General features: G+C 72.0%; 14 protein-coding genes. 6 read left to right on the forward strand and 8 right to left on the reverse strand.

Features of this window, described 5'->3' with window-relative positions:
* The 6 genes from ACWEQG_RS26275 to ACWEQG_RS26300 all read left to right on the forward strand — a co-directional run.
* On the forward strand, nucleotides 1–97 hold a 97-nt coding region (locus tag ACWEQG_RS26275), incomplete at its 5' end, for a cellulose binding domain-containing protein (protein ID WP_452288639.1).
* 65 nt (nucleotides 98–162) lie between these two features.
* The gene (locus ACWEQG_RS26280; protein WP_452288591.1) at nucleotides 163–1,578 is read left to right on the forward strand and encodes a cellulose binding domain-containing protein; all 1,416 of its coding nucleotides are present in this window, start codon (nucleotides 163–165) and stop codon (nucleotides 1,576–1,578) included.
* A gap of 65 nt (nucleotides 1,579–1,643) precedes the next feature.
* The gene (locus tag ACWEQG_RS26285) at nucleotides 1,644–3,086 is read left to right on the forward strand and encodes a cellulose binding domain-containing protein (RefSeq protein WP_452288593.1); all 1,443 of its coding nucleotides are present in this window, start codon (nucleotides 1,644–1,646) and stop codon (nucleotides 3,084–3,086) included.
* A 136-nt stretch (nucleotides 3,087–3,222) separates the two neighbouring features.
* Nucleotides 3,223–3,486: a hypothetical protein gene (locus tag ACWEQG_RS26290; protein ID WP_452288594.1), complete on the forward strand. Its 264-nt coding sequence runs from the start codon at nucleotides 3,223–3,225 to the stop codon at nucleotides 3,484–3,486.
* Nucleotides 3,483–3,902 carry a hypothetical protein gene (locus tag ACWEQG_RS26295; protein ID WP_452288596.1) on the forward strand — a complete coding sequence of 140 codons (420 nt, stop codon included), beginning with the start codon at nucleotides 3,483–3,485 and terminating at the stop codon, nucleotides 3,900–3,902. Before ACWEQG_RS26290 ends, ACWEQG_RS26295 begins: the two co-directional genes overlap by 4 nt.
* A 40-nt stretch (nucleotides 3,903–3,942) precedes the next feature.
* Nucleotides 3,943–4,701 (forward strand): ribonuclease HII, encoded by a 759-nt coding sequence (locus tag ACWEQG_RS26300; protein ID WP_452288598.1) that lies wholly within the window; start codon nucleotides 3,943–3,945, stop codon nucleotides 4,699–4,701.
* 75 nt (nucleotides 4,702–4,776) lie between these two features.
* On the opposite strand, the gene panD is transcribed toward ACWEQG_RS26300, so the two are convergent.
* From panD to ACWEQG_RS26340, 8 genes are all read right to left on the reverse strand, one after another.
* Nucleotides 4,777–5,202: an aspartate 1-decarboxylase gene (gene panD, locus ACWEQG_RS26305; protein WP_452288600.1), complete on the reverse strand. Its 426-nt coding sequence runs from the start codon at nucleotides 5,200–5,202 to the stop codon at nucleotides 4,777–4,779.
* 87 nt (nucleotides 5,203–5,289) lie between these two features.
* Entirely contained in the window at nucleotides 5,290–5,889 is a 600-nt protein-coding gene (locus ACWEQG_RS26310; RefSeq protein WP_452288602.1) for a sarcosine oxidase subunit gamma, read from the reverse strand.
* Nucleotides 5,882–8,755, reverse strand: coding sequence for a 2Fe-2S iron-sulfur cluster-binding protein (locus ACWEQG_RS26315; protein ID WP_452288604.1), 2,874 nt, complete (start codon nucleotides 8,753–8,755; stop codon nucleotides 5,882–5,884). Before ACWEQG_RS26315 ends, ACWEQG_RS26310 begins: the two co-directional genes overlap by 8 nt.
* On the reverse strand, nucleotides 8,752–9,030 hold the full coding sequence (locus tag ACWEQG_RS26320) for a sarcosine oxidase subunit delta (RefSeq protein ID WP_182909220.1): 279 nt from the start codon (nucleotides 9,028–9,030) through the stop codon (nucleotides 8,752–8,754). The genes ACWEQG_RS26315 and ACWEQG_RS26320 overlap by 4 nt, the downstream gene beginning before the upstream one ends.
* Nucleotides 9,031–9,042: 12 nt before the next feature.
* Nucleotides 9,043–10,284, reverse strand: coding sequence for a sarcosine oxidase subunit beta family protein (locus ACWEQG_RS26325; RefSeq protein WP_452288606.1), 1,242 nt, complete (start codon nucleotides 10,282–10,284; stop codon nucleotides 9,043–9,045).
* On the reverse strand, nucleotides 10,281–11,546 hold the full coding sequence (gene glyA / locus ACWEQG_RS26330; protein ID WP_452288641.1) for a serine hydroxymethyltransferase: 1,266 nt from the start codon (nucleotides 11,544–11,546) through the stop codon (nucleotides 10,281–10,283). The genes ACWEQG_RS26325 and glyA overlap by 4 nt, the downstream gene beginning before the upstream one ends.
* A 26-nt stretch (nucleotides 11,547–11,572) precedes the next feature.
* Entirely contained in the window at nucleotides 11,573–14,011 is a 2,439-nt protein-coding gene (locus ACWEQG_RS26335) for a GcvT family protein (protein WP_452288608.1), read from the reverse strand.
* A 238-nt stretch (nucleotides 14,012–14,249) separates the two neighbouring features.
* Nucleotides 14,250–15,224 (reverse strand): ABC transporter substrate-binding protein, encoded by a 975-nt coding sequence (locus tag ACWEQG_RS26340; RefSeq protein WP_452288610.1) that lies wholly within the window; start codon nucleotides 15,222–15,224, stop codon nucleotides 14,250–14,252.
* Nucleotides 15,225–15,236 lie beyond the last annotated feature (12 nt).

Raw genomic sequence — 15,236 nt, forward strand, 5'->3', positions numbered from 1 at the left:
CCCCGGCCAGTCCACCCAGATCGGCTTCCAGGGCACCTACACCGGCGCCAACCCCAAGCCGGCCGCCTTCACCCTCAACGGCACCACCTGCTCCTGATATCCGCTCACGGCCCGGCGCGTTCCCCGATGCGCCGGGCCGCCCCAATCGGAAAGGTGAACCACATGCCCGTCAAGGGTCTCCGTCCGGTCGCAGCGATCCTGGGCGCCGGCCTCGCGCTCGCCGCCTCCGCCGCGCCCGCCGCGGGAGCCGCGGACACCACCCCGCCCAGCGCTCCGGGGACGCTGTTCCACTGCCCGCTGCCCGCCGCGCCCGGGTCGGGCCTCGGCATCGGCGTGTCGCTGTGCTGGGGCGCAGCGACCGACGACGTCGGAGTGACCGGCTACGACGTCCAGATCAAGCAGGACGGCGTCTTCACCACCGCGCGCACCACGACCGGCATCGGATCCATCGTCAGCGACCTCACCCTGGGGCAGTCGTACACGTTCCGGGTCGTCGCCAGGGACGCGGCGGGGAACGCCGGCCCGGCGTCCAACCAGGTGACGGCGACCGCGAACTATCTCAGCGGCATGCCGCCGTCCAGCCCCCCGCCCAGCCCGTCCCCGCTCGACCGGACCCCGCCGACCCGTCCGGAAGGGGTGGGGCCGTCCAACGTCTACATCAACGGGGCGGCCGGCCTGACCTGGACCCGCTCCACCGACAACGTGGCGGTCTCCGGCTACGACGTGTACGCCTGGATCGACGGCGCCTTCAGCCGGGTGCCGGCCCAGGTCTCCGCGCAGGCCGACGACAAGGTCCTCGCGATCGTGGGCGATCTCACCCCCGGCCGCGACTACCTGTTCTACGTCGTGGCGAAGGACGCCGCGGGCAACCTCAGCGCGCCCTCCGACCTGGTCCGCCAGCGGGCCATGGTCGAACCTCCCGCCGCCAGCCCCAGCCCCGGGACCGCGACCGACACCACCCCGCCCGGCACGCCGACCGGTCTGAGCGCCGGCGGCGGCCTGCCCATACCCGGCGGGATCTTCCTGTCCTGGAACACCGTCTCCGACAACAGCGGCGTCCCACCCCGTTATGACCTGTTCCGGCGCACCGACCACGGCTACGCCTACGAGGGCGAGAACGTCACCCCCCGCGACATCGTCACCGGCCTCGAAGGCGGCAAGTCGTACACCTTCCAGGTCGTGGCCCGCGACGCCGCCGGCAACCTGAGCAACCCCTCGGCGCCGTACACCGCCGTCGCGCAGTCCGAGGAGGAGGAGCCCGCGCTCTCCTGCGACGTCTCCTACAGCGCTCACACCTGGCCCGGCGGCTTCCTCGCCAACGTGCAGATCACCAACACCGGCACGACCGCCGTCGACGGATGGAAGCTGGCCTTCTCCTTCCCGCTCAGCACCCAGCGACTCGACTACGGCTTCTCGGCCGTGTGGAAGCAGACGGGAAGCGAGGTCACCGCCGAGAACGCCGCGTGGAACAAGACCATCAAGCCCGGTCAGTCGCTGTACATCGGCTTCAACGGCATCCAGACGGCCGGCAACCCCTCCCCTGCCGCCTTCACCCTCAACGGCACCACCTGCTCGTGATCCCCCAACCCGCGGCCCGGCGGCACCCTCACGCGCCGGGCCGCCCTCACAGGAAGGTGAATCACATGCACGTCCTGGGTCTCCGCACGGCCGCCGCCCTGCTGGGCGCCGGCCTCGCGCTCGCCGCGGCGGCCGTACCGGCCTCCGCCGCCTCGGCCGACACCACACCGCCCGCGGCCCCACCGTGGATCTCGTCCTGCCCGGTCCCGTCGGCGCCCCCGGCCCCCGTTCCCACGCCCAAATCCACTCCCACGACCGCCCCCAAGGCGACCGTGCCGCTGTGCTGGGGCCGCGCGCTCGACGACGTGGGCGTCGTGAGCTACGACGTGCAGATGAAGCAGGACGGCGGGTTCGTCACGATCCAGAGCACCACCTTCACCGGCGTCTCGGTCGGATCTCTCGTCAGCGGGCAGAGCTACACCTTCCGCGTCATCGCCAAGGACGCGGCGGGGAACGCGAGCCCGCCGTCGGCCGAGTACACCACCGTCGCGACGGTCTACACCGGGACGGCGTCGCCCAGCCCCGCCGCGTCGCCGACGACCCCCGACCGGACCCCGCCCACCCGTCCCGGGGATGTGCAGCCGTACGCCGCCTACGTCAACGGCGCGGCCGGTCTGACCTGGACGAAGTCCAGCGACGACGTCGCGGTCTCCGGCTACGACGTGTACGCCTGGATCGACGGCGCCTTCACCCGCGTGGACGCCCGCTTCTCCTCGTCGAGCGACAAGGTCGTAGCGGTCGTCTACGACCTCACCCCCGGCCGCGACTACCTGTTCTACGTGGTGGCCAAGGACGCCGCCGGCAACCTCAGCGCACCGTCCGACCTGGTCCGCCAGCGGGCCATGGTCGAACCTCCCGCCGCCAGCCCCAGCCCCGGGACGGACACCACTCCTCCCGGCACGCCGACCGGCCTGACCATCCTGGGCGGCATGTCCGTGCCCAACGGGATCGCCCTGGGATGGAACACCGTCAGCGACAACAGCGGCCTCCCACCCCGTTATGACCTGTTCCGGCGGACCGACCACGGCTACGCCTACGAGGGCGAGAACGCCACCCCCCGTGACATCGTCACCGGTCTCGAAGGCGGTCGCTCGTACACCTTCCAGGTCGTCGCCCGCGACGCCGCCGGCAACCTGAGCACCCCCTCGGCCCCCTACGCGGCCGTCGCGCAGGCCTTGCCGCCGGCTGCCTACTGTGACGTCTCCTACGTCACGCAGACCTGGCCCGGCGCCTTCAACGCCAGCGTGAAGCTGACCAACACCGGCACCACCGACATCGACGGATGGACGCTGGCCTTCTCCTTCCCGCTCACCACCCAGCGAGTCGCCTCCGGCTTCAACGCCAAGTGGACGCAGACCGGCAGCGACGTCACCGCCGAGAACCTCCTGTGGAACAAGACCATCAAGCCCGGCCAGTCGTTCTCCATCGGCTTCAACGGCAGGCAGACGGCCGGCAACCCCTCCCCGTCCGCCTTCACCCTCAACGGCCGCCCCTGCACGACGTCATGATGCGACAGCCGAGATCCTGACCGTCCCCCGCGGCCCGGCCGTCCCTCATGGGCGCGCCGGGCCGCGGGCATCGCCCTTCCCGCACCGTCATCAACGGATCTGGAATACCCTCCTTCTACCCCGGTAGAATTCTGATATGACTGCCGACATGACCAGCATCAAGGTTCCCAAAGCGATTCGAGACGAGCTCAACGAGCTGGCCGACCAGGGAGGACGCGGCACCACGTTGGCCGACGTGCTGACCCAGCTTCTCGAAGAGCACAAGACACTTCGGCTCCGCCAGCGGCTGGCATTCGAAGAACTACTCGCACGGGCGAAGGCCGACCCCGACGCCGTGGCCAAGGCCGAACGCATCGCACAAGGCGCGATCGAGCACCTGCGGCGGCCCGCGACCCCATGAGCGTCGGATACGTCCTCGACGACGTCACGATAAGCGAACTCGGCAGAGGTGATCCGGTGGTGGCGAATCTCGTCGCGGCCCTGGACGAGCACGCCATCCGCATGAGCGTCCCCGTCATCACTCTCGCCGCGGCCCAGCACACCCTGAGCGAGGCACAGACCGAGGCCGTCCACGGGATGATCCACCGTCTGGAGCACGTCCGGCTGGAGCCGATCGCCTCCACCGAGGACGTGCTCCGCCTGTCGGCGGTCTCGGCGCACCTCACAGAGCAGCAGGACATGGCGGCGGCGCACACGGTGGCCGTGGCCCGGTATCTCGCCTTCCCCGTCCTCGCCGCCGACCTGAAACGGTGGGAGCCGGTGCGCGCGCACCTGCCATGGCGGGTCGACATCTACGAGATCGGCGATTCGGACTGAACCGCCGGGATGGCGCGCGGGCTCCTGGGATGATGGCGGGATGACCGACGCGTTGCCCGGGCTTGCCCCCGCCCAGTCCGCGCCCGCCGTCCCGCTGCGGCGGGCGGCCGGATACGAGATCGAAGACGAGTTGCGTGCCGCGGGGGCGGTCCACGTCGCGGGCGTGGACGAGGTCGGTCGCGGCGCGTGGGCGGGCCCGGTCGTGGTCTGCGCCGCCGTCACCGCCTTCGGCCCGCCGCCCGAGCTGCCGGGACGCGGGGAGCGCACGGTCCGGCTGACCGACTCCAAGCTGCTCGGCCCGGCGCAGCGTGAGGCGTTCGCCGCGGTCCTGCCCGGCTGGCTCACCTGTCACGCGTACGGCGAGTCGGGCCCGGAGGAGATCGACGAGGTCGGCATGACCGAGGCGCTGCGCCGGGCCGCGTGCCGCGCGCTGGAGGCCCTGCCGCTACGGCCCGACGTGGTGCTCCTCGACGGCGCGCACGACTTCCTCGGCCGGCCGTGGCGGGTGCGGTGCGAGGTCAAGGCCGACCAGCGCTCGGTGTCGGTGGCCGCCGCGTCGGTGCTGGCCAAGGTCCACCGCGACCGGCTGATGGCGGAGATCGGCGAGGAGCACCCGGCGTACGGCTTCGCCGCCAACGCGGGCTATCCCTCCCCCGTCCACCAGCGGGCGCTGGCGGAGACGGGCCCGACACCCCACCACCGCCTGTCGTGGTCCTACCTCGACGACCTGCCCCGGTGGCGGCATCTGCGCAAGCATCGCGACCCCCTCGCGGGCTCCGGCCAGATGACCCTCCTCTGACCCCCGCGCCCCCGCCGTCGAGCAGGCCTGCCGGCGCGGGCCCCGACCAGCCCCGAGCAGACCCGCGCCGACGGGTCAGGAAAGGGCGGGCGGGGCGAGGTCGCCGGGGACCAGGCCCATGCCGTCGGGGACGGCGGCGGGGTCGTCGCCCACGTGCAGCGGCCTGTTGTCGCGGTCGACGAAGACGACGCGCGGCTTCAGCGCCTTGACCTCCTCCTCGGCGACCAGCGCGTACGCGATGATGATCACGAGGTCGCCGACCGAGATGAGGCGGGCGGCGGCACCGTTGATGCCGATGACGCCGGAGCCCGCCGGGCCCTCGATGACGTACGTGGACAGGCGGTTGCCGTTGTCGATGTCGACGATGTCGACCTTCTCACCCTCGACGAGGTCGGCCTCGGCCATCAGGTCCGCGTCGATCGTCACCGAGCCGACGTAGTGCAGATCGGCCTGCGTGACGGTGGCGCGATGGATCTTCGACTTCATCAGCGTGCGGAACATGATCTCCCACCGGGGTGCGGACGGCCCTCCTTACGAGCGCCCTCGATGGTATGTCACGTGCCTCACCGGCTGGACAACCGCCCGCCGTCAGGCCGGGGCGGCCTCCCCCGCCGGGGCCGTGACGTACTCGACGGCCGCGTCGAGCAGCCACTCCGCGACGTAGGCGGCGAAGGACGAGCGGACCAGCACCCGGAAGCCGTCCTCGCCCGCGACCAGGACGACGCCCGCCCTGGCCAGCGTGGTCTGGGCGCACCGGCCCGGGCCGAACACCCGGGGATGCAGGTCCAGGGCGCAGCCGTGGGCCAGCACGTCCCGCGCCCGCTCGCCGGCGACCACCAGGGTGGTGCGCTGCGCCGACACGTCGACGACCGACACGTGCTCGCCGGCCGCCGCCTCGGTGAGCCGCTCCACCAGTTCCGGGGCGGCGCCGTCCGGGCCGAGCACCAGCCACTCGTCCGGCCCCAGCCACAGCACGCTCAGGTCCCCGCCGCGCACAACCGTGCCCGGCTCCATCGGCAGCGGCACGCCGATCGCCGTCCCGATCCGCTCGGCCGCCGGGCTCTTGGGCTCCGCCCGGAGGTCGATCTGGGTCAGGAAGGGGACCTCGGCCAGGCGTAGGCCGCCGCCCGCGCTCGCCGCCTCGAACCTCGCCGCGAACGCCGCGGCCGGACTCCTGCGTTCAGCCATCGCGGCGCGCTCCTTCCGGGTCGTACAGGACGTGGGAGGTCACGGTGACGGGCACCAGGTCCGCGCCGACCGGCGCGTACAGCCGTTCGCCGGTCCGCTCGCGCCCGCCGCTCACCAGCGCGAGCGCGAACGTACGGCCGAGCGCGGCGCTGCGGTAGCTGGAGGTGACGAAGCCGAGCGTCGGCACCGGAGGCTCGGGCAGCGACGACGTCTCCACGAGGTGGGCGCCCTCGGGCAGCAGCACGGCGGGGTCCTCGGGCAGCAGGCCGACCAGGTGCTTGCGGTCGGACCTGGCGGTGTCGGCCCGGGCGAAGGACCGCTTGCCGACGAAGTCGGCCTTCTTCTTGGAGACGACCCACTCCATGCCGAGGTCCTGCGGGGTGACCGTGCCGTCGGTGTCCTGACCGACGATGGGGAACCCCTTCTCGGCGCGCAGGACGTGCATGGTCTCGGTCCCGTACGGCGTGACCTCGCCGGACGCCATGACCGCCTCCCATAGGGCGAGGCCGTACCAGGAAGGCACGTTGATCTCGTAGGCCAGTTCGCCGGAGAAGCTGATCCGGCAGACCCGCGCCCCGATCCCGGCGACCTCGGCGTCCCGCCAGGTCATGAACGGGAAGCTGTCGTTGCCCACCGCGAGACCCGGGGCGAGCCGCGCCAGCACCTCGCGGGAGCGCGGCCCGACGAGCGCCACGGTCGCCCACTGCTCGGTGACCGAGGTGCAGTGCACCCGCAGGTCCGGCCACTCGGTCTGCAGCCACTCCTCCATCCAGTCGAGCACCGCCGCCGCGTTGCCGGTGGTGGTGGTGACGAGGAAGCGGTCGTCCGCCAGGCGGATGACGGTGCCGTCGTCGAAGACCATGCCGTCGGCGCGGCACATCACGCCGTAGCGGATGGACCCGACCTTGAGCGTGCTCATCATGTTCGTGTAGAGCCGGTCGAGGAGCACGGCCGCGTCGGGACCGACCACGTCGATCTTCCCGAGCGTGGAGGCGTCCATCGCCGCCACGTCCTCGCGCGCCGCCCGGCACTCGCGCAGCACGGCGGCCTCCATGTCCTCACCCGGCCGGGGGTAGTACCAGGGCCGCTTCCACTGCCCGACGTTCTCGAACAGCGCCCCGCGCGCCACGTGCCACTCGTGCAGCGCGGTGACGCGGACCGGGTCGTGCAGCGGCCCCCGGTCCCGGCCCGCCAGCGCGGCGAACGAGACCGGCGTGTACGGCGCGCGGAACGTCGTGGTCCCGAGCTCGGCGACGTCGACGCCGAGGGCGTGCGCCACGACGCCGCTGGTCAGCAGCCCGGACGTCTTGCCCTGGTCGTGCGCCGTGCCCGCCGTGGTGTAGCGCTTGACGTGCTCGACCGAGCCGAGGCCGGCGCCGACCGCGCGCAGCACCTCCGCCACGGTCACGTCCCGTTGCAGGTCCACGAAGTGAGCGCCATAATCTTCCGCTTCGACGAGCCACAGGTGCTCGGCGGGCGCGGCGGGAGGCTCCTCGCCTACGGCCGGCACAACTGGTGTGGACGGCACAGCCGTCCCGGACGGCGCGGCGAACCCGGCGGCCGACAGCGCGCGGCGGCCCGCCTCGGCGCCGTCCTCCAGGCAGCCGCGCAGAGTCGTCACGCCCCGGGCGAAACCGGCGGCCTCGACCGCCTGGCGGGTCTCGCCGGGCGTGAACGCGCCCAGCCCTTCGTCGTAGCGCAGTGTGCCGCCCGACTGGCTGAACAGGTGCACCACCGGCGTCCAGCCGCCGGACACGAGCAGCAGGTCGGCGGGGATCTCCCGGGCCTGGCCACCCTCTCGCGGAGCGACCTCGGCCGAGGACACCTCGCTCTCGCCCTTGGCGGCGGTGACCACGTGGCCGGTCAGGACCTCGATCCCGCGCTCGGCGCAGCGCGCCGCCCACGCCTCGCCGGGGGCCTGCCGTACGTCGGCGATCGCGGCGATCTCCACCCCGGCGTCGGCGAGGTCGAGCGCCGCGGCGTACGCGCTGTCGTTGGTGGTGAACACCACCGCCCGGCGCCCGGGCAGGACCCGGTACCGGTTCGCGTACGTCCGGGCCGCGCCGGCCAGCATCACGCCGGGCAGGTCGTTCCCGGCGAAGGCGACGAACCGCTCGTGACCGCCGGTCGCCAGCACAACCCGCGTGGCCCGGATGCGCCAGACGCGCTCGCGCGCCATCTCGGCGGGGGCCGCGGCGCCCAGGTGGTTCGTCCGGCGCTCCACCGCGACGAGGTAGTTGTCGTCATAGTGACCGAGCACCGTGGTGCGGCGGAGCACGCGCACCTCCGGCAGGGCGGCCAGCGCGGTGACCTCCTCGGCCGCCCACTCGCGGCCCGGCCTGCCGTCCAGCCTCTCGGTCGTGCCGAGCAGGCTGCCGCCCGGCTCGGGCCGCTCGTCGGCCAGGATCACCCGGGCGCCGGCCCGGGCGGCCACGCCCGCGGCGGCGATGCCCGCCGGTCCCGCCCCCACGACGAGCACGTCGCAGTGGGCGTGCACGGCGTCGTAGCGCGCCGGGTCGGGGCGGTCGGCCAGCCTGCCCTGTCCCGGCAGGCCCGTGGCGACCAGGCCGTCGTACAGTTCGACGGTCGTCGCCTGGAGCATGGGCTCGGGGAAGGGCTCCTCGATCTGGACGAGCGCGTTCGGCTCCTCGCAGCCCGCGGCGTAGACGCCGCGCGGGCGGCCGAGCTTGATGCTGCTCGCCACCGCGCGCACGCCGTTGGCCAGCAGCGCCGAGGCCAGCGTGTCGCCCTCCAGGCCCTCGTACTCACGGCCGTCGAACCGGAAGCGCAGCGTCCTATCCGTCGCCCCCTCGCGGCGGAACGGTTGTGCGGCGGCCCCGCCGGTTCGCTCGCTACGCTCGCTCATGCGATCACCGGCCGCGGCTCGCCCACGCGGTAGACGGCGTGGATCTCGTTGGTGGCGGTGTCGCGTACGGCGTTGAACCAGCGGCGGCACCCGGCGGTGTGGCTCCACCGCTCCGCGAACAGGCCCTTGGGGTTGTCGCGGAAGAACAGGTAGCGGGCCCACTCCTCGTCGGACAGGGCGGCCGGGTCCTCCGGATAGGCCACGTGGGCCTGCCCCCCGTAGTGGAACTCGGCCTCGTCCCGCGGCCCGCACCACGGGCAGGGAATCAGCAGCATTTCGACTCCGTACTAGTGCGCGACGGCGGCGGCGCCGTGCTCGTCGACGAGCTTTCCTGTGGTGAACCGCTCGAGGGAGAAGGGGGCGTTGAGCGGGTGCGGCTCGCCGGTGGCGACCGTGTGGGCGTAGCACCAGCCGACGCCCGGGGTGGCCTTGAACCCGCCGGTGCCCCAGCCGCAGTTGACGTACAGGTCCTCGACGGGGGTGAGCCCGACGATCGGCGAGGCGTCGGGGGTCACGTCCACCACGCCGCCCCAGGTCCGCAGCACGTGCGCCCGGGCGAAGACCGGGAACAGCTCCAGCGCGGCCGACATCTGCCGCTCGATGATGTGGAACGCGCCGCGCTGGCGGTAGGAGTTCGCCGCGTCGATGCCCGCCCCCAGGACCAGCTCGCCCTTGTGCGCCTGGCTCACGTAGACGTGGACCGCGTTCGACATGACGACGGTGGGGTGCACCGGCTCCAGCAGCTCCGACACCAGCGCCTGCAGCGGGTGGCTCTGCAGCGGCAGCGACACCCCCGCGTAGCCGGCGACGACCGAGGAGTGCCCGGCGGCGGCGAGCGCGACCTTCCCGGCCGCGATCGGGCCGCGGGTGGTCCGGACGCCGGTCACCCGGCCGTCGCGCACGTCGAGGCCGGTCACCTCGCAGTGCTCGACCATGTCCACCCCGAGGTCGGCCGCGGCCTTCGCGAAGCCCCACGCCACGTAGTCGTGCTTGGCGATGCCGGCCCGCGGCTGGTAGGTGCCGCCGAGCACGGGGTAGCGCACGTCGGGCGAGACGTCGACGATCGGGCAGACCTCCTTGACCTGCTCCGGCGTCAGCCACTCGGCGTCCACGCCGTTGAGCCGGTTGGCGTTGACCCGGCGCACGCTGTCGCGCACGTCCTGCAGGCTGTGCGCGAGGTTGAGCACGCCGCGCTGGCTGAACAGCAGCGGGTAGCCGAGGTCCTCCTCCAGCCCCTCCCACAGCTTCAGCGCGTGCTCGTAGATGCCCGCGCTCTCGTCCCACAGGTAGTTGGACCGGATGATGGTGGTGTTGCGGGCCATGTTGCCGCCCGCGAGCCAGCCGCGCTCCAGCACCGCGACGTTCGTGATCCCGTGGTTCTTGGCCAGGTAGTAGGCCGTCGCCAGGCCGTGGCCGCCGCCGCCGACGATCACCACGTCGTACGCGCGCTTGGGCTCGGCCGAGCGCCACAGCCGGTCGGGGTGGTCGGGCAGGTCGGCTCCCGGTGGTTCGGTGGTGCGGAGGCTCATCGGGCCTCCCCGTTCAGGCCGGGGTAGAGCGGGTGCTTGGCGGCGAGGGCCTCGACCCGGGCGCGCAGCGCGACCAGGTCGGCTTCGGGCTGGAGCACCCGTGCGATCACGTCGGAGACCTCCTCGAACTCGGGGCGGGCGAAGCCCCGGGTGGCCAGGGCCGGAGTGCCGATCCGCAATCCGGAGGTGACCATCGGGGGCCGGGGGTCGAACGGCACCGCGTTGCGGTTGACCGTGATCCCGGCCTCGTGGAGCCGGTCCTCGGCCTGACGGCCGTCCAGTTCGGACTCGCGCAGGTCGACCAGCACCAGGTGGACGTCCGTCCCGCCGGACAGCACGCGTACGCCCGCCTCGGCGGCGTCGGGGGCGAGCAACCGGTCGGCGAGGACCCGCGCGCCCTCCAGCGTGCGGCGCTGCCGGTCGCGGAACCACTCCCCCGCCGCGATCTTGAACGCGACCGCCTTGGCCGCGATGACGTGCTCCAGCGGGCCGCCCTGCTGCCCCGGGAACACCGACGAGTTGATCTTCTTGGCCAGGTCCTCGGTGGACAGGACGACCCCGCCCCTGGGCCCGCCGAGCGTCTTGTGCGTGGTCGTGGTGACGACGTGCGCGTGCGGGACGGGCGACGGGTGCAGCCCCGCCGCGACCAGCCCGGCGAAGTGCGCCATGTCCACCATCAGGTACGCCCCGACCTCGTCGGCGATCCGCCGGAACGCGGCGAAGTCGAGGTGACGGGGGTAGGCCGACCAGCCCGCGATGATCAGCTTGGGCCGGTGCTCGCGGGCGAGCCGCTCGACCTCGTCCATGTCCACGAGGCTGTCGCTCTCGCGCACGTGGTAGGCCACGACGTTGTAGAGCCGGCCGGAGAAGTTGATCCGCATGCCGTGGGTGAGGTGGCCGCCGTGCGCGAGGTCGAGGCCGAGGATCGTGTCACCCGGCTCCAGCAGCGCGGACATCGCCGCCGCGTTGGCCTGCGCCCCCGAGTGGGGCTGCACGTTGGCGGCCTCGGCGCCGAACAGCGCCTTGACCCGGTCGATCGCCAGCCGCTCGATCACGTCGACGTGCTCGCAGCCGCCGTAGTAGCGCCTGCCCGGGTAGCCCTCGGCGTACTTGTTGGTGAGCACCGAGCCCTGCGCCTGCATCACCGAGACGGGCGCGAAGTTCTCCGACGCGATCATCTCCAGGGTGGACCGCTGGCGGCGGGTCTCCTCGCCGATCGCCGCCGCCACCTCCGGGTCGGCCTCGGCGAGCGGCGCGTCCATCACCGAATCGTTCACTTCAGTCCTCACTAGCTGCGCAGGCGTTCCATGGCGGGGTCGAACAGGGGCTCCTCGGCGACCACGGCGGTCACCCGCCGGTCGAAGTAGCCGATCTCCAGCGTGCGTCCCGGCGTGGCCAGCTCGGCGGGCAGCCAGGCGTAGGCGATGCCCTTGCCGATCGTGTAGCCGAAGGCCGCGCTGGTGACGTAGCCGACGGCGCTCTCGCCGTCGTACACCGGTTCCTTGCCCATGACCACCGAGGCGGGGTCGTCGATGGTCAGGCAGGCGAGGCGGCGGCGCACGTTCTCCTTGCGCCGTTCCAGCGCCTCACGGCCGATGAAGTCGCCCTTGTCCAGCTTCACCGCGAACCCGAGCCCCGCCTCGTACGGGTCGTGCTCGAAGGTCATGTCGGCGCCGAAGGACCGGTAGCCCTTCTCCAGCCGCAGGCTCGCGAAGGCGCCGCGCCCGCCGGCGATGATGCCGTGCTGCCGCCCGGCCTCCCAGAGCGTGTCCCACAGCTTGGCGCCCAGGTCGGCGGTGGTGTAGAGCTCCCAGCCCAGCTCGCCGATGTACGACAGCCGCAGCGCGGTGACCGGCACCGTGCCGATGTACGCCTTCTTCGCGCGGAAGTAGCGGAAGCCCTGGTTGGAGAAGTCGGCGTCGGTCAGCGGCTGGACGAGGTCGCGGGCGCGGGGCCCCCAGACGCCGAGGCAGCAGGTGCCGGCCGTGATGTCGCGGACCATCACCGAGCCGTCCGCGGGCAGGTGCCGGTGGAACCAGTCGAGGTCGAGGTTGCCGTTGGCGCCGACCTGGAACACGTCGCGGCCCAGCCGGGCGACGGTCACGTCGCTGCGGATGCCGCCGTCGGTGTCGAGCAGCAGGCAGTAGGTCACCGAGCCGACCGACTTGTCCATCTGGCCGGTCGTCAGCCGCTGCAGGAAGGCCAGGGCGCCGGGGCCCGCGACCTCCAGCCGCTTCAGCGCGGTCATGTCGTAGAGCGCGACGGACTCGCGGGACGCCTGGGCCTCCGCGCCGACGATCGGCGACCAGTAGCGCGCCGCCCAGTCTCCGGGCGTGGGGATGTCGCGGCCCTCCAGCAGGCGGGCGTTGGCGCCGTACCACTGGGGCCGCTCGTAGCCGACGGCCTCCAGGAAGAAGGCGTCCAGCTCGCGCTGCCGCGTGTGGAAGGGGCTCAGGCGCAGCGGCCGCGGCTCCTCCATCGGCTGGAGCGGGTGGATGATGTCGTAGACCTCGACGAAGTTCCGGCAGTCGCGGGCCAGCACGTAGTCGGGTGCGAGCTGGTGCGGCTCGAACCGGTTGACGTCGCACTCGTGCAGGTCGAAGGACGAGCAGTGGCCGTCGACGAGCCACTCGGCCATGGCCTTGCCGACGCCCGCGGAGTGGGTCACCCAGACCGCCTCGGCGACCCAGAAGCCCTTCACGTCCGGGGACTCGCCCATCAGCGGCATGTGGTCCTGGGTGAAGGAGAACAGCCCGTTGATGCCCTCGTCGATCTTCGCGGCGCGGGTGCCGGGCAGCAGCCGCTGGGTCTCGGTCCAGGCGTCCTCGAAGTCCTCCGGCGTGAACGTCAGCACCGACGGCATGACCTCGGCCTCGTCCACCGACAGCAGGTCCTCGGGCTTGATCGGCATCGGGCGGTGCCCGTAGTAGCCGATGCCGACGCCGTCGAACCGCTGACGGTAGTAGAGGTCGGCGTCCTGGTGCCGCAGGATCGGCAGCGTCGCCTCCTCTTCGCGTCCGGCGAGGTCGGGCACCTGGCCGGTCCAGGCGAGCTGGTGCGCGAGCGGGGTCAGCGGCAGCGGCATTCCGACCATTCCGGCGACCTTCGGCCCCCAGATGCCCGCGCAGCAGACCACGACGTCGGTGGGGATCTCACCCTGGTCGGTCACCACGCCCACGACCCGGCCGTCCTCGGTGCGGACGTCGAGCACCTCGTGCCGCTCCAGCACCCGTACGCCACGGGACCGGGCACGCCTGAGCTGCGCCTCGACCGCGCGTACGGCCTTGGCGACGCCGTCGGCGGGGATGTGCAGACCGCCGAGCACGACGCCGGGGTCGAGCAGGGGGAAGAGTTCTGCGCATTCGGCGGGGGTGAGCAGCCGCGCCTCGACGCCCCAGGACGTGGCCCAGCCGTGCCTGCGGTGCAACTCGGCGAGCCGTTCCGGGCTGGTCGCCACCTCCAGGCCGCCGACCTGGAGGAAGCAGGGCTCGCCGTCGAGGTCGAGCGAGCAGAACTTCTCGACGGTGTAACGCGCCATCTCGGTCATGGTCTTCGAGCCGTTGATCTGGAAGACCAGTCCCGGCGCGTGCGAGGAGGAGCCGCCGGTCGCGGGCACCGGGCCCTGGTCGACCACCGTGACGTCCGTCCAGCCTCGGAGTGACAGTTCGTCGGCGAGCGCCGCACCGACGACGCCTGCTCCGATGATGACGACGCGCGGGCCCGTCATACCCACCTCCGATGTTGCATAATCCGCAACGTTATGCGCTTAACGCAACAAGCGTGACGCGTCACCGTGCGGGTGTCAAGCGTCAAAAACAGGACAAAATCGTGCCCGGTGCCGATCCAGGGGGAAGATCGGCACCGGGCACGGAGTGAGGTTCCGGACCTGGCCGGGACCTCCGGTGAAGGCGCTCCCTCCCGGGCTGGGTTCCCGGAGAGGAGCGGCCGCGAGGGTGAAGCGGAAGTCAGCCCTGGGGCAGCCAGGCCTTCACCTTGTCGGGGTTGTCCTTGACCCATTTGGCGGCCGCGTCCTCGGCGGACATCTTGTCCTCGGAGATGTACTTGGCCACGAGGTTCTGGTCGTCGTTGCTCCAGGTGAAGTTCTTGACGAGCTGGTAGGCCGGGCTGCCGGAGTCGGCGAACTTCTTGCTCACGATCTTGTCGAGGTCGTAGACGGGGTAGTCGCACGCCACCTTCTCGGCGTCGGCGTCGCAGCCCTCGGTGTACTCGGGCAGGTTGACCTTGACCAGCTTGACCTCGGACATGAACCACTGCGGGTCGTAGAAATAGCCGAGCAGCGGCGTCTTCTGCTTCTCCGCCTGGCGGAAGGCCGTGATCAGAGCCGCCTCACTGCCGGCGTAGACCACCTTGTAGTTCAGGTCGAGGTTCTTGACCAGCGCCTCGTCGTTGGTGACGAAGGACGGGTCGCCGTCGAGCATCTGGCCCTTGCCGCCCGACTCGGACGTCTTGAACAGGTCGGCGTACTTGTTGAGGTTCTTCCAGTCGGTGATGTCGGGGTACTTCTCCGCCATCCACGGCGGCACGAACCAGCCGATGACGCCCTTGTTGCCGGTGACGCCCGCCGGCACGGCGGTCTTCTGCTCGTCGATGTACTTCTTCTTCAGGTCGTCGTGACCCCAGTTCTCCACGACGGCGTCCACCTCGCCGGTGCCGAAGCCCTGCCAGGCGACCTCCTCCTTGAGGTCCTTCTTGACGACCGTGCACCCCAGTTCCTTCTCCGCCACGTACGCGATCACGGCGGCGTTGGCCTCGTAGCCGACCCACGGGTTGATCGCCAGGTTGACGGTGCCGCAGCCGCCCTTGCCGTCGGAGGCCGCCTGCGTCTCCCCGACCTTCGCGCCTGCGCAGCCGGAGAGCAGGAGGCCTGCGCCGGCCACGAGCGCGAGCGCGCGCGGCCCATAGTTCCTTGTCACTGCCACGTTGGTCCTCCT

The sequence above is a fragment of the Microbispora sp. NPDC004025 genome (assembly GCF_053604425.1).